Consider the following 19,627-nt stretch of genomic DNA (forward strand, 5'->3'; position numbering starts at 1 on the left):
CCAGGGACCCGGATCAGAAAAAAAGGAGTCACGATGTTCTTCCGATTTGCCGCCGATGGGCTGGTGCTGTTTCACCTGCTGTTCATTCTGTTCGTGCTGTTCGGCGGGCTGCTGGTGCTCAAGTGGCGCGGCGTGATGTGGCTGCATTTGCCGGCGGCGGCCTGGGGTGTGGCGGTGGAGGTGTTTCACCTGACTTGCCCGCTGACCCGCTGGGAAAACCTGCTGCGCCATTACGCCGGGCAGGAGGGGTATGCCGATGGGTTTATCGAGCACTACCTGATCCCGCTGATTTACCCGGCCGGGCTGACCAATGGCATGCAGTTGGTGATGGGCAGCGTGGTGCTGCTGATCAACCTGCTGGTCTACCTGCGCCTGGCTCGCCAGTGGCAACTGCACAGAGCGGCTTAGGCCTCGACAGTGACCTGGCCGGCACTGGCACGCTCGTAGGCTTCGCCCATGATGCGCCAGGTCGCCGGGTCGGCAGGAATCAGGTGCTCGATACGCAAGGAGGCCACGGTGATATCCAGCGGCATGCCAAAGGTGGTGAAGGTCGACAGAAAGCGCAACTCGCCCACTGTCGACGCCACTCGGGTCAGCAACAGCGGAGCCGACGGGCTGGCGCTCGAAGCCGGATCGACCTCGGCAGCCGAAGGCAGGCTCGTCAGCAGCGCAGCCAGGGCCGGACAATTGAGCGCCTCGCGGGATGCACGCTGCCAGGCGACCTGACGGATTTCATCGGCATTGAGCAAGTGGTCACCCAGGCCGCCGGGCTCAAGCAACGTGCGCAGCAGGTTGAACTCGCCCGGGGCCGCACTCGCGGGCAACCCCACCAACCCGAACAGCACCCCGGTCGCGGCATTCGCCGCCAGCACCTGCCAGGCGCTGTCGAGCACAATGGCCGGGGCCGGATTGTTGGCGTGCAGCAAGTGCATCAGCGCGCTGTGCACCGCCTGCATATTCGGATCAGCCAGGGGCAAGGCCTCGTAGCGCGGCGCATAGCCGGCGGCGAGAAAGGCCGCGTTGCACTCTTCCAGGGGCGTGTCCAGGGCGGTCAGCAGGGCATGCAGCATCGCCGGGCTGGGCTTGGCGCGGCCAGTTTCGACGCAGCTTAAATGCCGCTGGGAAATTCCCGATTGCAGGGCCAGCTCCAGCTGGCTGAGGCGCGCCCGCTGGCGCAGGCGGCGCAGTTGCGCACCGACCGGTTGCTGAGGATCAAGGAGTTTTAGCATGGCGCGACTCTGGCAGCTGGTCGCGGGCGTGTCTATGACCTGGGAGGTCATTGAGTGTCGGCGCGCACCCCGGCTAGCCTGTGCTCACCCTTCGCCACGCCAGCCTTGAACCATGAAGAACCTCGTATTCATCACCTGCCTGAGCCTGTTCTTCGGCCATGAACTGGACGCCGTCAGCCAGGCCGAATGGCGACTGTTGTATGGCTTGCGCGAGCTGCAGGCAGACAGCGCCCGGGAACTGTTCGTGGCGCTGCATGTGCCCTTACTGGGCCTGGTGCTGTGGCTGGGCTGGCACCCGGCAAGGCGCTGGCGCGAATCCAGCCGCAGGCTGCTGGCCGGTTTTGCCGTGGTGCACGCTGGCCTGCACTTCAACCTGCGCCTGCACCCGCTCTACAGCTTCGATTCAGTGCTGTCGCAACTGCTGATTTTCGGCTGCGCGGCCATGGCAGCGCTGTACCTGCTGCTGACTCTCATGGATCGCCTCTCGACCCACCGCCGCCCCCTGACCGCACAAGGAAAGTGAAATGCGCCGCCCCACCCTCGCCCTCGTCACCCTGCTGGCCTTCAGCGCCTACACCCTCTTCACCCTGGCAACCGCCGAGCAGTCGCTGCTGCAATTCGGCCTGCAGCTGATGTCACGCCCCGACACCGCCCAGGTGGTGATCGACCTGTACCTGATGGCGCTGCTGGCCGGCATATGGATGCTGCGCGATGCCCGGGCCCGGGGCCGCTCAATGAGCAGCGTGCTGCCGTACCTGGCGCTGACGGCGCTGTTCGTGTCCATCGGCCCGTTGCTGTACCTGGTGGTCAATGGCGGGCACAAGGGACGCTGAAAACCCGGCGTGGCGAATCAAGGTGCTGCGCAGTTACCATGGGCGCCCTTACAGCGCCACGCACGGATGCAGCTTGTGCGGCAGGCGATTCATTGATTGATCTGCACGAGCGCCCCGACCTTGTCCCACCTATTGGCAAAAGCCGCCGAGAGCGGCAACCTTCCTGCCCTGCTGCGCCTGCTCGAAGGCGGCGCGGACCTTGAATGGACCCACAAGGGCACCGGCCGCACGGCCTTGCTCAGCGCAGTCATCGCCGAGCAATGGGAAGCGACCGTGGCCCTGCTCGATCGCGGCGCCCATATCGACCATCAATGCACAGCCCTGGGCTACAGCGCCCTGGCCTGGGCCAGCCATGCAGGCAACGCCTCCCTGGCCACGCTGCTGATCGAACGCGGCGCCGCCCTCGACCTGGCGTCCCCGGAACTCAAACGCACGGCGCTGATGTGCGCCGCGCAGGCCGGCCATCCCGCCTTGGTCGCGCTGCTGCTGGATGCCGGCGCCAATCCGCAGCTGCTGGATTTCAAGCAGCAAAGCGCCTGGTCCCTGGCCCAGGACAAAGGCCACCAGGCGGTGCTGCAACGCCTGGAGCAAGCCGGGCTTGGCGCGCCGCCTGCGCCTGCGCCCACCCCGGTCCTGCCGTGGCCGGACCCGGTCGATGACCGCACCGATCCGATCAGCGTCGTGCGCGGCTACACCCTGGCCATGCACGCCTGGGAACAACGGGGCAACGCCCTGAGCGCAGCCGACCCCGGGCATGGCAGCGATGGCAGTTTCTGGGCCGCACAGGAGCAGATCGTCGAGCGTTTTTGCACCCAGCGCCAGCGTGTCTACAAACATCATTCCCACGGCTGGCCCACCACCTACGCGCCCGAGGATCAGTTGCTGGCGTGTGACCCGCTGTCGGCCAACCAGACGGCGGTCATCATCCGCGATCCGGCCGAACGCAGCCTGTGCTACGAGCACCGCTTCCTGCTCAAGCGCACGGCCGGGCAATGGCGCATCGACAGCGTGAAACGCCGCCTGGCCGGCACCGAGAAATGGCAATCGAGCATTCTGTAGCGCCCTGCGCGCCCCTTTCCCCCCAGGACCTGAAACATGAAATATGACGACGCCGCCTGGCACTACGAAGGCGATTATCCCAAGGACCTGCCGGACACCGCAGCCGCGACCCATATCGGTATGTTCCTGGCCTGGATGCTGCTCAACGGTTTGGCCAGCGAGGAATTGCTGGAGGATGCCGACAGTGACATCGACGACCTGCAGGCGCGGCGCATCAGCGGGCCGGCCTTTGTACGACGGGTATTGGACGAGAAGCTCACCGATCAGGAATTCAGCGAGCAAGGCAACGCCTTTACCCTTGCCTATTACAAAGGCCTGGATAATGACAGCCGCTACATCGACGACTACTTCCAGGTGTTCGAGGTCGACGAGGCGTCGCTGTATGGCGTCGAAGACAGTTGGGAAAACTACGAGCGCCTGGCACCGCTGATGGATGCCCGCTTCGCGGCCTGGAAGGCGCAAGGCCAGCCGCTGTATATCGTTTGAAAGCCCGCGTTCGAATCAAGCCCCGGCGCCTTTGACAGCGTCGGGGCATCAACCCTGCGGCGGCGGGTCAGACCGCGCTCAAGTGCTCATAGAGAATGGTGCCGCCGACGATCATCAACACGATCCCGCCAAGGATCTCGGCGCGCTTGCCCACCAGGCTGCCCAGTACACGCCCGAGCAGGGTGCCCAGGGTCACCATCACCATGGTTGCCAGGCCGATGGCCGCAGCGGCCACCAGGATATTGACCTCGACAAAGGCCAGGCCCACGCCCACCGCCAATGCGTCGATGCTGGTGGCCACGGCGGTGACGGCCAGTACCCAGAACGAGTGCTGGGTCGACTTTTCGACTTCCTGTTCGTCGTCAGGCTTGAGGCCGGCATAGATCATGTGCAGGCCCAGACCCAGCAGCAGGACGAAGGCGATCCAGTGATCCCACTCGGTGACATAGCTGCTGGCGGCCTGGCCGATGGCCCAGCCGATCACGGGGGTGATGGCTTCGATCACACCGAAGATCAGGCCGGTGCGCAGGGCTTCGCTGAAACGGGGTTTGTTGAGGCTGGAGCCTTTGCCGATGGCCGCCGCAAACGCGTCGGTGGACATGGCAAACGCCAGGAAGATAAGGGCTACTGCATTCACGGTTATGTACCAGTCGGGCGTGAGTCAACGACATAGCCCTGCGCGCCCGACTTCAGCACAGGTATGTCGTTGGTCTCGCCAATCCCGACGGATGCTGTGGCCACGGCAGGTTGCCGAGAATGTTGACCAACAGCGCCATCACTCACGTGACGGCCGGCTACTCCCCAAAGAGGTTGCGGAGAATACCAGCCATGCGTGAAAAAAACGTGAAAGTGTTTTTCAGGCTGTTGCAGGCTCGCCCAGAGGGCTGGCGAACCGGGTCACCGGCCCTGCCCTACTGCAGCCCCTGCCCCGGGTTTGGCTCGGCGGCGAGGCCCAGGTGCTCCTGGACAAAACGGGCAGCCTGGCGGGTCATCTGATCCAGTTGCCGATCGCGTTTTTTCTCGGCCTCGAGCATGGCCTTCCTGCCGTGCTGCGCCAGCAGGTAACTGTGAATCTGCCGCACCTCCAGCGAGCTGTAGATCGGCGCCACGTCCAGCACCGGCAGCAAGCCTTCAGTGCTGTGGTCGCGGGTATTCATCAACACCTGGGGGCCGCGGGTGCCCAGCACCTGAAACCCCAGCGCCTCGAAATACGGAACCTTGGCAACGCTGCAGGCCAGCTCCGCGTGGGGGTAGCGCGCGAGCATCTGCGCCAGCATGGCCCGGGCAATACCCTGGCGCCGATGGCGGGCGTGCACGGCCATATAGGGCACTGCGCAAGCCTGCGGATCGTCCTTGACCGGCAGGCACAGCAGGAAGCCCAGCACCGTCTCGGGCTGCTCCGGGTCCAGGGCCACGATCAGCTCGACGGCCATGCCGCGCGAGCCGTCCATGGCCGCCAGGTACAGGTGTACCTCGTAGCCGACGCCGTATTGATACAGGTTGTAGAGGGGGTTGCTGGGGGTGATGGCGAGCAGGCTGATATCGCTCAGGTAGTCCACCACCATTTGCAGGATCTGGCTGTTGACCGACTCGGGAGGCGGGGCTTGGAAAAGGCTGATAGTGCACATCGAACGTCTGACTCCGGGGGTTGAGGCGTGCCCGCCGCCACAAGGGGCGGCGCCGGGCCGGCCCATCATAACCCGAGCGCGGCCCAGGGCATGCCGCGGCAATCGGTTCGCGGCTTGCAGGCATTTGTGCAAAAGCGCTTTGCATTCCTGGCGATAACCTCGGCCGCGAGGGCGTCTTAGACTGGCCGCCGGTGCAATTCGCACCGTCTCCGGGAGCGACAGGTGCAGCACATTTTCGACATCAACTGGGCCCTTTGGCTTTCGACCATGGCCCCACTGACCCTCAGCGCCGGCCCCGGCAACCTGATGGTCGCGACCTCCGGCGCGCAGAGTGGCGCACGCCGCTCCCTGGGTTTTATCGCCGGGCTCGACCTGTGTTATTTCCTGCTGGCACTGCTGGTGGGGCTGGGGCTGTCCCACAGCCTGATGAACCAGCCGCAGTTGCTGTGGCTGCTGCGGGTCGCGGGCAGCCTGTACATCCTCTGGCTCGGCCTGCGCTTGTTGTGGCGTGCACTGCCCGCTCCGGGGGCCGAGGCCCGGCAACTGCGCTGGCGTGACGGAGTCATGGTGCAGCTAGGCAATGTGCAGGGCATGGTCATGCTGCTGGTGATGTTCTCGACCTTCATGCCCAGCGGTGACAGCCGCAGCATCGCCCTGGTGCTGGCCCTCAGCGCGGCGCTGATCAGCCTCAACTTCTGCGCGCACCTGATTTGGGTCTCCATGGGCTCGAGCGTGCAACGCCTGCTGCGCACCCGGCCGCGATTGCTGGTGGCCCAGAACAGGCTATTCGGTCTGATGCTGATGGCAGTGGCGGTCTGGATCTTTATGCGCAGCGGGACCCACTGAGGGGCACGATCAAGGCCGCGGCGCCAGGCTGCGCTGGAACTGCGCCACCAGGTGCTCCACCACCCGGTCCACACGCTCCAGGCCCTGGGTCGCCAGGTTGCGCAGCAACCAGATATCGGCGCCCTGGGGCGGCAGGTCATCCAATACCGGATGCAAGCCCTCGCCCTGCCCGACATAGGCCGGCAACGCCGCGATGCCGAGGTTGGCCTGCACCGCCTTGAGCTGGGCCGTGAGGTTGGCGGTGCGCATCCAGGGTGTCTGCCCGCCGCTGATCTGCTCCAGCCATTGCGCCAGCGGCATATGGGCCATGGCCGTGCTCCAGCCGATCAGCGAGTGCTGCGCCAACTCGGCCGCCGAACCCGGCACCCCGTGCCGCGCGGCATAGGCCGGGGAACAGAACAACCCCTGGGCCAGCCACCCCACCCGGCGCAGGGTGAAGTTGCCCTGGTCCGGACGGTGCAGGCGCACGATGACATCGCTGTGGCTTTGCGTGAGTTTTGCCGAGGACGCGCTGTTGCTGAAGTCGAAACTGATCTGCGGGTACTGCTGACGAAACTCATCGAGCCCCGGAATGATCAGGTGGGTGCCCATCAACTCCGGACAATCGATACGCACCTGCCCGGCCAGGCCCGCGCCGGGTTGCGCCAGCTGGCGCTCGATCAGGCGAAAACGCTCCTCGGTCTCCAGGGCCAGGGGCACCAGCGCCGCCCCGGCTTCGCTGAGGAAATAACCATTGGTTTTCTTCACGAACAGGGTGCGGCCCAGGGCCTGTTCGAGGGCGGCGATCCTGCGCGCAACGGTCGAGGCCGAGACCTTGAGCATCGCTCCCGCGTCGGTGAGGCTGCCGGATTGTGCAACGGCAATGAAACACTTCAGATCATCCCAGTTCACTGTTTTACACGCCCCAAAACCCATCCTGTGGCGGGCGATCTTATGCGAATTCACCCAATGACCCAGCAGCTTTTTCCACGGCCCCTCAGCGGCTGGGCCGGGCACGGTGCCCACATCCGCCGTCATGGCGTGCGAAGGCCTTCTATGCTGTGTGCTCGAACTTATGGATCGCTGCCTCCCTCCCTACAGGATCGCCACCGATGAAAACCTTGGGTTATGCCGCACAAAACGCCGGGGCGCCGCTTGCGCCCTTCAACTTCCAGCGCCGCGCACTGCGGCCCAACGATGTGGCGATGCAGATCCTGTATTGCGGGGTCTGCCATTCCGATCTGCACCAGGCCCGCAACGATTGGGGCGCCAGCCGCTACCCCATGGTCCCGGGTCACGAGATTGTCGGTCGGGTGACGGCGGTCGGGGCCGAGGTCACGCGCTACAAGGTCGGTGATGCGGTCGCCGTAGGCTGCATGGTCGACTCTTGCCAGGAGTGCGACCAATGCCGCAAGGGCGAAGAGCAAATGTGCCGCGAGCACAACACCCAGACCTACAACGGCGTTGACCGCATCAGCAAGGAAGCGACCCAGGGCGGCTACTCCAAGCACCTGGTGGTCCGCGAAGAGTTTGTGCTGCGGGTGCCGGATGGCCTGGACCTGTCCAAGGCCGCGCCGCTGTTGTGCGCCGGGATCACTACCTACTCGCCGCTGCGCACCTGGAATGTCGGCCCCGGCAGCCGGGTCGGCGTCATCGGCCTCGGCGGCCTGGGGCATATGGCGGTCAAGCTGGCCGTGGGCCTGGGGGCGATTGTCAGCGTGCTCAGCCGCAGTGCCGACAAGACCGCCGACGCCCTGGCCCTGGGCGCCGACCGCTTGATCGTGTCCAGCGATCCGGCGGCCATGGCCAAGGCCCAGTCGAGCTTCGACCTGATCATCGACACCATCCCGGTACGCCACGACGTATCGCCGTACATGCCGCTGCTGGACGTGGACTGCACCCTGGTGATCGTCGGCCAGGTCGGCCCGATCGATGAACAACTGACCCTGCCCATGCTGCTGGGTCGGCGGCGGCTGGCCGGGTCGCCCATCGGCGGGATCGCCCAGACCCAGGAAATGCTCGATTTCTGCGCGCGCAAAAACATCCTGCCGGACTGCGAGATGATCGCCATGCAAGACATCAACCACGCCTTCGAACGCATGGAGCGCGCCGATGTGCGCTACCGCTTCGTGATCGACATGGCGTCCCTGGCGGCCCCGGCCGAAGCCTGAGTCGCTGGCCTCAAGCCGCCCGTCGCTTGCGCGCCGGGCGGCTTTTTTGCGCCTGACGACCCCATGAGCAGTCAAAAATCTTCGCCGATCACGAGCCGAAAAACCCTGAAACCTATGCCTTGAAGGCCTGCGAGGACAGATCGGCGATCATCTGCGGTCCGGGTCAAGTACCTGGCTAATAACGCGACTGAAGGTCGCCTTGACAATGTACGATTACTTTCGTACAAATGGAGGCCAACATGGAAAGAGGCTTCAGACAAGCAAAGCGCGACCTGATCGCGGCATTGCAAACCGGCAACTATCTGCACGCGGTGCGTGGTTCGATTGAGGTCAAGAACCTGCTGACCACCGCCTAAGTCTCGGTGCCGGAGCTGATCGAGATCATCGAGCAATGCACGGGCCGGCATCACAGCAGCAGCCCGCACCATGCAGCGCCGCAAATCGAGGTCCATGTGCTGGCCAGAAGGCCGTGGTACATCAAGTTCTATTTCATCGAACCGGATGCCTGGTTTATCAGCGTCCACCAGTGAGGGCAGCCCATGAAACTTCTCTTCGAAGGCGATCACGGCCAGGCGCTGTGCGAGCCATGCCAACAACTGGTCGCCACGACCTATGTCCGTCGTGACGTGCCATTCAGTGACGGCCATGGCGAGGCCAAGGATATTCTGGTGGGGGTCTGCCAGGTGTGTGACACGGTGGTGGCCATCCCTGCCCAGTCCACGCCGGCGATCAAGGAGTCACGCAAACTGCCGCAGACCTCGATCGAGGCGCGCCTGCCGGCGATCTACCTCGATGCCCTGGATGCCGCGATGCATTCGGTCACCGCAGAGGCCGGCGTGCATATTCGCAAGCTGTTCTTCAGCTACTACTTCCACGAACTGGCAGGGCACGTGGCCACCGCCGCCGCGAACTTGCAACGGGTGCACGAAGCCTTCAGCCAAGCCCTCGCCGAGCAGCTCGGCGCACGCCAGCTGCCGCCTTCGCCGTCGATGAAGCGCTTGTCGATGAAGGTCAATCCCCATGTGGCCGAGGACTTTACCCGGCTGTTGCAGGCCACCCGCATGAGCCAGACCGAGTTGCTCAAATCGGTGATCTCGCAGATCCAGGCCGACGTACTCGAAGCCAGAAATCCCAGCGTCATCGACGCGTTGCAACGGCTGACCCGGGTCGCCCTGTAACCATCAGGGCCCAATCGGCCGGGGTGTTGTTGGCCCTTGGCCGACTCGCCCAGTCACGTTCACACGCCTGCGCCAGCCCGCGCTTCGCGAACAAAATACTGCTCGATCACCGGCCCGCCCCACTGCTGGCCCGTCTCTTCACGGGCCAGGGTAAACCCGCAGTCTTCATAGAGTTTGCGCGCCACATCCAGGCCCTTGAAGGTCCACAGGCGAGTCCGGGCGAACCCCCAGCCGTCACAAAAATCCATGGCCTCTGCCAGCAGGCGTTTGCCGGCGCCCCGCCCTCGCGCCGCTTCGTCGAGAATAAAACAGCGCAACGTCGCCTGGTTGTCTTCGCCTTCACCGTCGATGGCGATCGAGCCGACAATCCTTTCGCCGTCCATCGCCGCCCAGACCTGGTTGCGCGGGTTGTGCAGACGCCCCATCAACTCGGCCATATCGGTGGCCACCAGGCTTTCAAATGGCTGGCCGAACCGAGCATGGTCGGCGTAATAGCGGGCGTGCATTTCAACGATGCGGCCGATGATCCCGGGCTGATAGCCCGCAACAATCCGCAGAGGCGCCAGCACCGCTGCCGAGGCGCCCAGGCGCTGGGTTTGCAGAGCGCTGGCATAGTGGGCCAGGCCTGCACCGACGGTTTGTTGCTGCTCCGGGCCCAGGTGGGCGATGGCGTTGCCCACCTGCCCGGCAGCAAAGCGATCGATGGCGCGCACGGTCTTGCGCCCCCGCGCCGTGAGCCGCAATGGCTTGGCGCGCCCGTCCTGGGTGCTGGTCAGTTCCTCGATCTCGCCGGCGTCGATCAGTTTGCGCACCATGCGGCTGACGCTGGATTTTTCCAGGCCCAGCAATTGCGCCAGCTCCGCACCGGTCAGGGCCCCGTGCTGGCCCAACTCCACCAGGCTGTGCACCGCCGAGGGCGGATAGTCGGTGGCGGCCAGGGTCGCATTCATAAAGCCAAGCTCACGCACCATCAGGCGTGAGGCCGAACGAATCTGCTGAATCAGCGCAACGGGAGATGAGCTCATGGCCAGGCCCTCGAAATCCGCGAAAACATAGTTGTATCGCGCAACCATAATCCCGTCAATCGGCGCTTGACCCGCTGCGCCTCGACCTCAGTCCGAAAACACCTCGAACATCAATTGCCGCAGCCAGCGATTGGCCGGGGCCTTGGGATATTTGGCGGGCCAGAACAGGTTGATGACAATTTCCGGCAACGCCACCGGCGTGTGGCAGCCCGGCGTGATCGGCGTGCTGGCGATGCTGGTGTTCAGCGGGGCTTTTGTTTTCGCCGGCCAAGGCGATTAATATCGCGGCCGGTCCAGGCCCGGTTCGCGGGCTGGTGGCCGACCTGATTGATCACCCCTTTGCCCAAGAGGCCCAATGCAACTGATTCCCTGGTCTTACGCCTGCCCTGAAGGTTTTACCCTGCGCGGCTGGCGTTGCCCGCCTTCGGGCAAACCGCTGTTGCACTTTCTCCACGGCAACGGCTTTTGCTCCCTGGCCTACCGGCCGATGCTGGCGCTCCTGGCCGAGTCCTTCGACCTGTGGCTGTGCGATATCCAGGGCCATGGCGAAACCGAACATGGCGGCCGCTTTGTTGGCTGGAACCGCAGCGCCGAGCTGGCCGCCGACGCGTTCGAAGCCGGCATCGCGGCCTATGGCGATGTGCCGCGCCATGCCTTGGGCCACAGCTTCGGCGGTGTGCTGACCTGCCTGATCGTGGCGCAGCGACCGCAGCTGTTTGCCAGGGCGGTGATGCTCGATCCGGTGATCTTCCCGCCGTCGATGCTGCGCATGCTCGGCGCGCTGTCGCTGGTGGGCCTCAACCGCCGTCACGCCCTGGCGCGCAAGGCCGCGGCGCGCCGTCACAGCTGGCCGGACCGCGCCACCGCAAGCACCGCACTGGCCAATCGGGGGATCTTCAAGGGCTGGTGCGACGAAGCGCTGCAGGCTTATGTCGAGCACGGGCTGAAAGACGTTGCCCACGGCGTGACCTTGAGGTGCCTGCCGGAACGGGAGGTCGATATCTACAGCTCGTTCCCACGCCGGCTGTGGCAGTCCCTGCGTGCCGTGCAGACCCCGAGCCTGGTGCTGCACGGCCGCGACAGCTACCCCTATGTGGCGCATTCGGTCAGGCGCTGGGCCGCGCTCAACCCGCACCTGCGGACCCAGGTCATCGACGGGCAGCACTGCTTCATGCAGGAAAACCCGGCAGCCAGCGCCCAGGCCGTCAGGCACTTTCTGCTCGAAGAGAACGCCTGACGCCGCCAGCGCAAAGCCCCATCAGGCGTCCTGGATCACGCCCTTGAGCACATTTTTGAAATGCTCGATCTGCCCCGGGGCGAACTGACTGAAGACCTTGTCCTGCTGCTCCTGGGCAATGCTCCACAAGCCTTCGGTTTCATCGATGCCTTTGGCCGTCAGGCGCACCCGGCCGCCGTCGTCACTCACCAGGCCCTTGCGCCGCAGGTTGGCCACCGCCTCCTCGATCTCGCGAATCGGCATGGCGACTTCCCGTTGCAGGTCGGCCAGGTCCAGCCCGGCATCGCTCTCCAGCACCATCAACATGCGCGCCTCGCTGGTGCGCAGGCCGGTGGACAATTGCCGAGGCTGGTAACTGGCCTGGTAGGCCCGCAGCGCCTGGGTCATCAGGTAATACAAGTTGTGGCTCAGGCGCCCCTGGAAGTGGCTGCTGGGCAACTGCCCTTCTTCGCGCCGGGTCATGCGGGTGTGGGGCAATACCATGGAGTAGGCGCCCTGGTGATAGAGCAACGGCGAGCGGCCGAAATCATCAAAGGCCACCACCTTGCCGATCATGATCCAGTGATCGCCGCTATCGACCTGCTGGTACTTTTCACAGTGAAAACGCGCTGCGCAATCGGCCAGCACCGGCGCGCCACCGGCACCGGCGTCGAATGCGATCTCGGCAAAGCGGTCTTCCCGGGGCCGGGCGAAGTTGTTCGAGGTGTCGATCTGGTCGGCCGCCAGCACGTTCACCGCAAAATGGCTGGCGGCCTCGAACACCTCATGGCTGCTGGAGCGCTTGTCGATGCTCCACAACACCAGGGGTGGGTCCAGGGACACCGAATTGAAGCTGTTGGCGGTCACCCCGACCCGGCGCCCATCTTCGGCCGCGGCCGTGACCACGGTAACGCCGGTGGCAAAGTTGCCCAGGGCCCGGCGAAAGGCGCGGGTGTCGAAGGCGATTTCAGAAAGGTCAGGCATGCAAGACTCCTGGGCCGGCGCAGTGGTCGGCCTCGATTTGTTGTTATGTGCAAGGGCTGCCCGCAGCGGGGCGGATCAAACCATGGTCGGGTCGGGCTCCAGGCCCATCAGCTCGCGACCGAGAATTTGCGCGCACACGTCATAGTCGGTGTAGGCATGGGCACCGGTCAGGTGGGCGTCGCGAAACAGCCGTTGCAGCTCGTTGCTCTCGAACCAGGCACCGCCACCCGCCGCTTCCATCAACCGATCCACGGCCTGGATGCACATCTTGGTCGCGTAGCCCTGGTTGGTGCGCCAGAAGGCCAGGGTCTCGCGGCTCGGGTACTCATGGCGCGCGCTGTGGTCGGCGTGTTCTTCCCAGGTCTTTTCCAGGAAGGCCCGCGCCGCCGCCACCTGGTGGGTGGACTCGGCGAGGCGCATCAGGGCCGGCGTCGCGGCCCCCACGGCAGCGCCGGTGTAGGCGCGCACGCGGTTGCGGGTTTTCTCGCGGAACACCTCGAGCATGCGCTCGGCCACCCCCAGGCTGACGGTGGAGAAGCCGCTGGCGAAATAAGGGCGATACGGTGAATAGAAAATCTTGCTGTCGGGGTACAGGCCAAAGCCGCCGGAGGTGCCCTCCATCATGTCCCGGGCTTTCTGGATGCGGTGCTCGGGAACAAACGCCTGGTCGATGATCAGGGTCTTGCTGCCGCTGCCGCGCATGCCCACCGCGTACCAGTCATCGCGGATCTGGTAGTCGCTGCGCGGCAGCACGGCAAAGCAATAGTCCTGGGTGCCTTCGGCGTTCTTGCGCCGGAATCCGACAATCGCCCACTCGGCGTGGTCGCAACCGCTGCTCCAGCCCATCTCGCCACTGAATGTCACCCCACCCTCGACTTCCTCGGTACGGCCGAAGGGCGCGATGCTGCTGCTGGCCGTGGCGTCGGGGTCGTCGCCCCAGATTTCCTGCTGGGTTCTGGCCGGGAACATCGCCAACTGATGGCTGTGGGTGCAGAGCAGGCTCATGGCCCAGGAGGTGCTGGCGCAGGAGCCCGCCAGCAGGGCGATGCAGTCGGCGAACTGAGGCAGGGAAATTTCCATCCCGCCGAATTTCTTCGGCTGGAAGGCGCGGTGCATGCCGATGCTTTTCAGCAGCGCGATGTTCTCGGCGGGCAGCGTGCGGTCCTGTTCCGCCCGAAAGGCGTTGGCGGCAATGGCGGGCAAGATCGACTTCAGGTCTTCAAGCAGCGGGTTGGGCTTTTTCATGGACTGACTCTTTTATTATTGGCGTCTGCTGATCTCGCCTCAGCGCGTCGTGCAAGGCAGCCGACAGCGGAGCAATGGCGAAGATCAATGATCTGTGCCGAGTCAGTATGGGTAAGCGCAGGGCGATGAAAAATGCACGTTCCACCTGGAAGATTGCACTTTTCATAGGCAGGAGCCTGGCGCGAGCCGCCGTCCATTGCAGACGGCGGCCGAGGTCGAAAAGGACCTCAGGCCTGCTCCCCCGAAGCGTTGCGCAGTTGCTCTGCAGGCCTTACTCCACGTAGCGCAGCCACAGGTACGTCCGCCCGAGCACGGCCTGGGCCACGGTGTCTGCCAGCCCTTCGCGCTGCTCATCGGTGACGTTGTACAGCGCGCAAAAATCCGCGGCGACGGCGCGGGCGGTCTCCGGGTCGGCAGCGGTGGCCCGAAGAAACCCGAGGTAGGCCGCGCCGACCCCGATCAGTTGATAACCATGGTGCTGCGCCAGATGGCGCGCCACCGCGAAGTTGTGCACCGGCCCCAGGTCGCAGCTGAAGTATCCGTTGGGAAAGGCCGCCAGGGCCTCGCAGGCTTGCGCGACCGGCACCACCAGGGCCGAAAGCGGTTGATCGAGCAGCGCCAGCGGCTCCTGCTGATAGCCGACCCACTCCGCCAGCCCCTGGGCATCCAGGGTCAAGCCATGGCTACAGGCGTCGCTGAACGACGCCCCGGCGGTGAGTGCGGCGAAGTTGCGCACACAGATCGGGAACTCGGCCTTGGTGGTCATAAAGCCCACGTACTCGCCGTCCTCAAAGCACTCGGGCGGCAGGCCCGCGAGGTCGAGTTCGGTCACCTGGTCGAGGTCGATACTCTGGCGCGCATGGCCCGAGGTGTAACGGGCCTGGGGCAAATCATCCAGCGACACCAGCGGCCGGCAGCCCGGGTGCCTGGCGAGGATCTGTGCGCAGGCCGCGAACAGCTCGTCGATATGGGTCATGGTGCTCAAGCGGTACTCGTCGCACAGCCCTTCGGAGGGGTTGCCCGGGGCGGCATTGCCGCAAAACTGCATGTCCATCGGATCGTCCTGTTCTCAATGTGATCGCCCACTCGGGGCTGGAGGGTGATACCGGCGCGCTTCAGCCGCGCAACAGGCGCTTGCGCGCCAAACGTTGCTGCCAGTTGCCGGCGTTGGACCGGGCGCATTGCTCTTCGTTGTCGAACTGCACATGGGCGGCCACCGCACTGACCTGCACCTGGGCCGCATCCAGGGCCTGGGCCGTCAGCTCGACCAGCCGTGCGCCCTGCCCGTCGGCCAGGGCCTGGTCCTGGCTGGCCTGGGTGTCGAACACCCACAGCACCAGCAGGCTGGAGGCGAATGCCGCGTAATCGACCTTGTGGGTCAACCAGCAAAAACCCGGCACTTCAGCCTTGGCGGTTTCGCAGGCCTCGGTCAGGGTCGCTGCCAGGTGCCGTTCGGTGCGGGCCTGCTCGCGCTTGCTCAAGAGCATGGGTCGGTCCTTGAAGGGCAAAAAAAGACGCCAATCATACCCGAGCTTCCGACCATGGCGACGCCAGAGGCCGATTGCGGAGGTGATCCCGGGCCGGTTACTATTGCGAACGATTCACACTCACACCTGGAAAGCCAACCGGTGCAACCAACTTCAACCAGCAAGCTGGGGTTCTTTTTCAGCGACCATCACCGGTGGCTGCTGAAGCATATCCACAAGCGCCTGCGCAACCGCGCGGACGCCGAGGACACGGCTGCCGATACCTTCTGCCAACTGCTGGCGGCCCAGGTCGACCCCGATAGCATCGAGCAGCCGCGGGCCTACCTGTCGACCATCGCGCGCCGGCTGATGTTCGATCGGCACCGGCGGCGGCAGCTGGAGCTGGCCTACCTGGAGCGCCTGTCACTGCTGCCCGAGCCGCTGGCGCCCTCCCCCGAGGAACAACTGCTGCTGCTCGAAGCCCTGGTGACCATCGACCGCGTCCTCGACGGCTTGCCGCACGTGGTCAAGGCCACTTTCCTCTACAGCCAACTGGACGGCCTGAGCTACGTGGCCATCGCGCAAAAGCTCGGGCTCTCGGAGCGCACCGTCAGCCGCTATATGAAGCAGGCCCTGTGCCAGTGCTACCTCAGCGAACTGACGCCATGAGCAAGGTGCGCCTGGACCCGGCCGCCGAACAAGCCATTGACTGGATGGTGCGCCTGCGCGCTGGCACCGCCGACAGTCGGCTGCAGGAGCGCTTCACCCTGTGGCTGAACGCCGACCCGAGCCATGCCCAGGCCTGGGAACGCTTGCAGCAGCGACTCGGCGGCGCCTATCAGACGGTGCGCAGCCTGGATCGGCGCCTGCCGGGCCAGGCCGGTGAGGCGCGCCAGGTCCTGCTCCAGCCCCAGGGTTCACGACGCGACGTGCTGCGCGCAATGGCCGGCCTGGGGCTGCTCGGGGGTGGCCTGTGGCTGGGGGCTCGCAGCCCGCTGGGCGACTCATTGCTGGCCGATTTGCACGCCGGCCGCGGCCAGCGCCAGGACTTCACCCTGGCCGACGGCAGCCGCCTGAGCCTGAATGCCGACAGTGCCGTGGACCTGCGTTTCGACGCCCGGCAACGGCTGGTGATCCTGCGCCATGGCGAACTGGTGATCCAGGTCGCGCCCGACCCGCAACGGCCCCTGCGGGTACGCACCGCCCAAGGCGAAGTGCAGGCCCTGGGCACACGTTTTCTGGTCAACCAGGAAGCCGCGGCCAGCCGCGTGGTGGTGCTTGAGCACTCGGTGCGTGTGCAGTTGTTCGGTGGCGCCGAACGCACGCTGCAACAAGGCCAGGCGGCCCTGCTCTACCCGGACCGCATCGCTCCCCTGAACGACGACCAGCGCTACCGCGCCGACTGGCTCAGCGGTCGGCTCAACGTGCTGGATGACTCCCTGGACCACGTGGTGGAGGCCTTGCGTCCCTACAGCCGAGGGTTTGTCCGGGTCGCCCCCGAGGTGCGCAACCTGCGGGTGCAAGGGGTATTCCCGCTCAACGATCCGGATCGGGCGCTGTTGGCCATGACCGAGACCCTGCCGATCCGGGTCGATCGCTACGGTCCGTGGCTGACCCTGATTCGCGGTAAGTGACGCGAAAACTATTTTTTGAAAATCTTTCTTATTTGTGTCTGGTTTTCATTTCTCGTCCCACCTATCTCCTGACGAGTTCAAACAATCAGGAGAATGCCGTGCTCAACCCTTGGCCTAAAGCCCTTTGCGTCGCCGTTGCCCTGGCGACCCTGGTCAGCCCTGCCCTGGCGCAGGAACAACGCTTGCCGTTCAACCTGCCGGCCGGCCCGCTGGCGGCCACGCTGAATGCCATCGCCAGCCAGAGCGGGCGCATTGTGTCCCTGGAACCGGCGCTGGTGCAGGGCAAGCAGGCCTCGGCCGTGATCGGCCAGATGAGCCCCGACCAGGCCATGCACACCGCACTGACGGGCACTGGGCTGCAACTACGGGTGACCGAACAGGGCAACTTCAGTGTCGAACCGGCTGCCGACAGCGCTACCAGCCTGCAACTGGGGGCGACCCACATCGTCGAACACAGCGTGGACGACCCCAGCATCACCGAAGGCTCGGGTTCCTATGCGGCCAAGGCCGTGACCATCGGCAAGGGCAGCCATAGCCTCAAGGAAATCCCGCAGTCGATCAGCGTCATGACCCGCAAGCAAATGGATGACCAGGGCCTGACCGACCTCAAGGACGCGGCCAACCAGACCACCGGCCTGGTGGGCGTGCAGGGCATCGGCAAGGGCATGATCCTGACCTCCCGCGGCTTCCAGATCGATGATTGGCAATACGACGGCGTGCCGATCCCGCGCAATATCTACGCCCTGGGCAACTGGGCGACCCAGGACCTGATTTTCTTCGACCGCATGGAAGTCCTGCGCGGCGCCTCGGGCCTGCTGCAAGGCACTGGCAGCCCAGGCGGCGCGATCAACCTGGTGCGCAAGCGCGGCCAGGCCAAGCCCACCGTGACCCTCACCGGCAAGGCCGGCTCCTGGGACCACTACGGCCTGCAACTGGACGCCGGCGGCCCGTTGAACGACAGCGGCACCGTACGCGGCCGCATGGTGGCCGATGAAGACCAGAGCCATTCGTTTATCGACTACGAGTGGAGCAAGACCCACTCGCTGTACGGCTCGCTGGACTTCGACCTGAGCGACGCCACCACCCTGGGCCTGGCCGTCAGCCGCACCGAGGCCGAGGCTCGGCCCATGGTGCGTGGCCTGCCGCGCTTTACCGACGGCAGCCCGTTGAACCTGCCGCGTTCCACCTACAGCGGCGCCACCTGGAACCATTCGCAGATCAATGTCACCACGCTGCAGGCCGATATCGAGCATCACTTCAACGACGACTGGGCCCTCAAGGTCGGTGCCGTGCGCATGAGCGAAGACAATGAATCGACCCACCAGCGAGTGCAATCCACGGCTCAAGGACTCAAGGCGGACGGCACCGGCATGACCTATGCCGACTGGTACACCGATTTCAACCACGAGAAGTTTGGCCTCGACATGAACCTCACCGGTCGCTTCGAAGCCTTGTCCATGGCCCAGGAAATCACCCTGGGCGGCAACTACTCCAAGCTGACTACCGACGACCGTTACGCCAGGACCTTCAACAACAGCAGCGATAGCGTCTTCGACATCGACCACCACCGCCCCGCAGTCAGTTTCGGCGGGCTGCTGGAAACCGCGGGCGGCCGCGCCACTTACGCCGAGTACGAAGTCCGGCAGAAAGGCCTGTACGGCAGCTGGCGGGTCAAGCCCATCGATCGCCTGACCCTGGTCCTGGGTTCGCGGGTCAGCTGGTTTGACTACTCCTACAAAGACGCCAACGAGCAGGCCATCACCCACGCCTACACCGTCAACGAACCGAGCACCATGACCGAAACCGGCGAGGTCACCCCCTACGCCGGCGTGGTCTACGACCTGAGCCAGGAATGGGCGGTATACGCCAGCTACACCGACGTTTTCGAGCCACAGACCGCGCGTACCGCCAGCGGCACCGCACTCAAGCCGGTGATCGGCAGTAACTATGAAGTCGGCCTCAAGGGCGAGCTGCTGGATGGCCGGGTCAACACCTCGGTGGCGCTGTTTCGCTACGACCAGGAAAACCGCGCCATCGAAGACCCCAACACCAATGGCGCCTGCGGCGGCGGCAACTGCTCCGTGGCGTCGGGCAAGGTCCGCAGCCAGGGGGTGGAAGCGGAGATCAGCGGCGAGGTGCTCGATGGCCTGCAACTGTCCGCCGGCTACACCTACAACACCACCAAGTACCTCGCAGACCCGCAAAACAAAGGCAAGGTGTTCAGCACCTGGACGCCCAAGCACATGCTGCGGGTCTGGGGCGACTATCAGTTCAGCGGCGACTGGAGCCGGGTCAGCACCGGCCTGGGCTTTACCAGCCAGAGCCACACCCTGGGTTATGAACGCACCTTCGACGTGCCGGGCAGCACCCTTTGGAACGCCCGCCTGGCCTACCAGTTGAGCCCGGAAGTGGGCCTGGCGCTGAACGCCAACAACCTGTTCGACAAGCACTACTACGTACCCGGCTACAACCAGCTCAATGGCAGCAACAGCTTCGGCGACCCGCGCAATTTCATGCTCAGCGTGAAGTACACCCCGCAGTTCTAAGCATCTGTTCACGCTCTGACGGGCGAGGCTCAGGCATTGTTGACGCCCCATGAGCCAAGCGCAGCAGAGCGTGAACAGGCTCCAGGCCCTCGCCCCCGGCCG

The 19,627-nt window shown here is 64.9% G+C and carries 22 protein-coding genes and 1 pseudogene; 13 read left to right on the plus strand and 10 right to left on the minus strand.

Annotated elements, in window-relative coordinates; genetic code table 11:
- Nucleotides 1–33: 33 nt before the first annotated feature.
- Entirely contained in the window at nucleotides 34–408 is a 375-nt protein-coding gene (locus tag ACOZJV_RS06985; RefSeq protein WP_421547186.1) for a DUF2784 domain-containing protein, read from the plus strand.
- Here ACOZJV_RS06985 and ACOZJV_RS06990 read toward each other — a convergent pair.
- Nucleotides 405–1,229, minus strand: coding sequence for a helix-turn-helix domain-containing protein (locus ACOZJV_RS06990; RefSeq protein ID WP_421547187.1), 825 nt, complete (start codon nucleotides 1,227–1,229; stop codon nucleotides 405–407). The genes ACOZJV_RS06985 and ACOZJV_RS06990 overlap by 4 nt on opposite strands.
- A gap of 112 nt (nucleotides 1,230–1,341) precedes the next feature.
- Here ACOZJV_RS06990 and ACOZJV_RS06995 point away from each other — a divergent pair, with 112 nt between their 5' ends.
- The 4 genes from ACOZJV_RS06995 (at nucleotide 1,342) to ACOZJV_RS07010 (ending at nucleotide 3,607) form a co-directional block, all read left to right on the plus strand.
- On the plus strand, nucleotides 1,342–1,752 hold the full coding sequence (locus ACOZJV_RS06995; RefSeq protein ID WP_421547188.1) for a DUF6713 family protein: 411 nt from the start codon (nucleotides 1,342–1,344) through the stop codon (nucleotides 1,750–1,752).
- A 1-nt stretch (nucleotide 1,753) separates the two neighbouring features.
- Nucleotides 1,754–2,062 carry a DUF2834 domain-containing protein gene (locus ACOZJV_RS07000; protein WP_078472570.1) on the plus strand — a complete coding sequence of 103 codons (309 nt, stop codon included), beginning with the start codon at nucleotides 1,754–1,756 and terminating at the stop codon, nucleotides 2,060–2,062.
- 120 nt (nucleotides 2,063–2,182) lie between these two features.
- On the plus strand, nucleotides 2,183–3,121 hold the full coding sequence (locus tag ACOZJV_RS07005; protein ID WP_421547189.1) for an ankyrin repeat domain-containing protein: 939 nt from the start codon (nucleotides 2,183–2,185) through the stop codon (nucleotides 3,119–3,121).
- Between the two features lie 36 nt (nucleotides 3,122–3,157).
- Entirely contained in the window at nucleotides 3,158–3,607 is a 450-nt protein-coding gene (locus tag ACOZJV_RS07010) for a hypothetical protein (RefSeq protein ID WP_421547190.1), read from the plus strand.
- A gap of 67 nt (nucleotides 3,608–3,674) precedes the next feature.
- Here ACOZJV_RS07010 and mntP read toward each other — a convergent pair whose 3' ends face one another.
- Complete coding sequence (mntP, locus tag ACOZJV_RS07015; RefSeq protein ID WP_421547191.1) at nucleotides 3,675–4,244, minus strand: manganese efflux pump MntP; 570 nt, start codon at nucleotides 4,242–4,244, stop codon at nucleotides 3,675–3,677.
- Nucleotides 4,245–4,518: 274 nt separating this feature from the next.
- Nucleotides 4,519–5,235, minus strand: coding sequence for a GNAT family N-acetyltransferase (locus ACOZJV_RS07020; protein WP_421547192.1), 717 nt, complete (start codon nucleotides 5,233–5,235; stop codon nucleotides 4,519–4,521).
- A gap of 222 nt (nucleotides 5,236–5,457) precedes the next feature.
- Here ACOZJV_RS07020 and ACOZJV_RS07025 point away from each other — a divergent pair, with 222 nt between their 5' ends.
- Nucleotides 5,458–6,081, plus strand: coding sequence for a LysE family transporter (locus tag ACOZJV_RS07025; RefSeq protein ID WP_201130521.1), 624 nt, complete (start codon nucleotides 5,458–5,460; stop codon nucleotides 6,079–6,081).
- A 9-nt stretch (nucleotides 6,082–6,090) separates the two neighbouring features.
- Here the strand turns inward: ACOZJV_RS07025 and ACOZJV_RS07030 are convergent, their stop codons facing one another.
- Nucleotides 6,091–6,972 (minus strand): LysR substrate-binding domain-containing protein, encoded by an 882-nt coding sequence (locus tag ACOZJV_RS07030; RefSeq protein WP_201130520.1) that lies wholly within the window; start codon nucleotides 6,970–6,972, stop codon nucleotides 6,091–6,093.
- 200 nt (nucleotides 6,973–7,172) lie between these two features.
- Between ACOZJV_RS07030 and ACOZJV_RS07035 the strand changes: the two genes are divergently transcribed.
- The 3 genes from ACOZJV_RS07035 to ACOZJV_RS07045 all read left to right on the plus strand — a co-directional run bounded on the left by ACOZJV_RS07035 (nucleotide 7,173) and on the right by ACOZJV_RS07045 (nucleotide 9,409).
- On the plus strand, nucleotides 7,173–8,231 hold the full coding sequence (locus ACOZJV_RS07035; protein ID WP_078472575.1) for an NAD(P)-dependent alcohol dehydrogenase: 1,059 nt from the start codon (nucleotides 7,173–7,175) through the stop codon (nucleotides 8,229–8,231).
- A 362-nt stretch (nucleotides 8,232–8,593) separates the two neighbouring features.
- The gene (locus ACOZJV_RS07040; protein ID WP_421547193.1) at nucleotides 8,594–8,761 is read left to right on the plus strand and encodes a hypothetical protein; all 168 of its coding nucleotides are present in this window, start codon (nucleotides 8,594–8,596) and stop codon (nucleotides 8,759–8,761) included.
- A gap of 9 nt (nucleotides 8,762–8,770) precedes the next feature.
- Nucleotides 8,771–9,409, plus strand: a complete 639-nt coding sequence (locus ACOZJV_RS07045) for a hypothetical protein (RefSeq protein WP_421547194.1) — start codon at nucleotides 8,771–8,773, stop codon at nucleotides 9,407–9,409.
- Between the two features lie 59 nt (nucleotides 9,410–9,468).
- Here the strand turns inward: ACOZJV_RS07045 and ACOZJV_RS07050 are convergent, their stop codons facing one another.
- Entirely contained in the window at nucleotides 9,469–10,434 is a 966-nt protein-coding gene (locus tag ACOZJV_RS07050; protein ID WP_421547195.1) for a bifunctional helix-turn-helix transcriptional regulator/GNAT family N-acetyltransferase, read from the minus strand.
- Between the two features lie 87 nt (nucleotides 10,435–10,521).
- A pseudogene (locus ACOZJV_RS07055) lies at nucleotides 10,522–10,632 on the minus strand (LysR family transcriptional regulator); the annotation flags it as partial.
- Nucleotides 10,633–10,789: 157 nt separating this feature from the next.
- Between ACOZJV_RS07055 and ACOZJV_RS07060 the strand changes: the two are divergent.
- Nucleotides 10,790–11,671: an alpha/beta fold hydrolase gene (locus ACOZJV_RS07060; protein WP_201130516.1), complete on the plus strand. Its 882-nt coding sequence runs from the start codon at nucleotides 10,790–10,792 to the stop codon at nucleotides 11,669–11,671.
- Nucleotides 11,672–11,692: 21 nt separating this feature from the next.
- Here ACOZJV_RS07060 and ACOZJV_RS07065 read toward each other — a convergent pair whose 3' ends face one another.
- The 4 genes from ACOZJV_RS07065 to ACOZJV_RS07080 form a co-directional block, all read right to left on the minus strand.
- A complete protein-coding gene (locus ACOZJV_RS07065) occupies nucleotides 11,693–12,634 on the minus strand; it encodes a p-hydroxyphenylacetate 3-hydroxylase reductase component (protein WP_421547196.1) in 942 nt (313 codons plus the stop codon).
- A 75-nt stretch (nucleotides 12,635–12,709) separates the two neighbouring features.
- Nucleotides 12,710–13,879, minus strand: coding sequence for a p-hydroxyphenylacetate 3-hydroxylase oxygenase component (locus tag ACOZJV_RS07070; RefSeq protein ID WP_421547197.1), 1,170 nt, complete (start codon nucleotides 13,877–13,879; stop codon nucleotides 12,710–12,712).
- Between the two features lie 271 nt (nucleotides 13,880–14,150).
- Entirely contained in the window at nucleotides 14,151–14,933 is a 783-nt protein-coding gene (locus ACOZJV_RS07075; RefSeq protein WP_421547198.1) for a hypothetical protein, read from the minus strand.
- 61 nt (nucleotides 14,934–14,994) lie between these two features.
- Nucleotides 14,995–15,366: a hypothetical protein gene (locus tag ACOZJV_RS07080; protein WP_421547199.1), complete on the minus strand. Its 372-nt coding sequence runs from the start codon at nucleotides 15,364–15,366 to the stop codon at nucleotides 14,995–14,997.
- Nucleotides 15,367–15,507: 141 nt separating this feature from the next.
- On the opposite strand from ACOZJV_RS07080, the gene ACOZJV_RS07085 reads away from it, so the two are divergent.
- The 3 genes from ACOZJV_RS07085 (at nucleotide 15,508) to ACOZJV_RS07095 (ending at nucleotide 19,525) form a co-directional block, all read left to right on the plus strand.
- Nucleotides 15,508–16,014: a sigma-70 family RNA polymerase sigma factor gene (locus ACOZJV_RS07085; RefSeq protein ID WP_421547200.1), complete on the plus strand. Its 507-nt coding sequence runs from the start codon at nucleotides 15,508–15,510 to the stop codon at nucleotides 16,012–16,014.
- Entirely contained in the window at nucleotides 16,011–16,979 is a 969-nt protein-coding gene (locus ACOZJV_RS07090) for a FecR family protein (protein ID WP_201130512.1), read from the plus strand. Before ACOZJV_RS07085 ends, ACOZJV_RS07090 begins: the two co-directional genes overlap by 4 nt.
- A 98-nt stretch (nucleotides 16,980–17,077) precedes the next feature.
- Nucleotides 17,078–19,525: a TonB-dependent siderophore receptor gene (locus tag ACOZJV_RS07095; protein ID WP_421547201.1), complete on the plus strand. Its 2,448-nt coding sequence runs from the start codon at nucleotides 17,078–17,080 to the stop codon at nucleotides 19,523–19,525.
- The last annotated feature ends 102 nt before the right edge of the window (nucleotides 19,526–19,627 follow it).

The organism is Pseudomonas sp. QD4, assembly GCF_049199125.1.
GTDB lineage: Bacteria > Pseudomonadota > Gammaproteobacteria > Pseudomonadales > Pseudomonadaceae > Aquipseudomonas.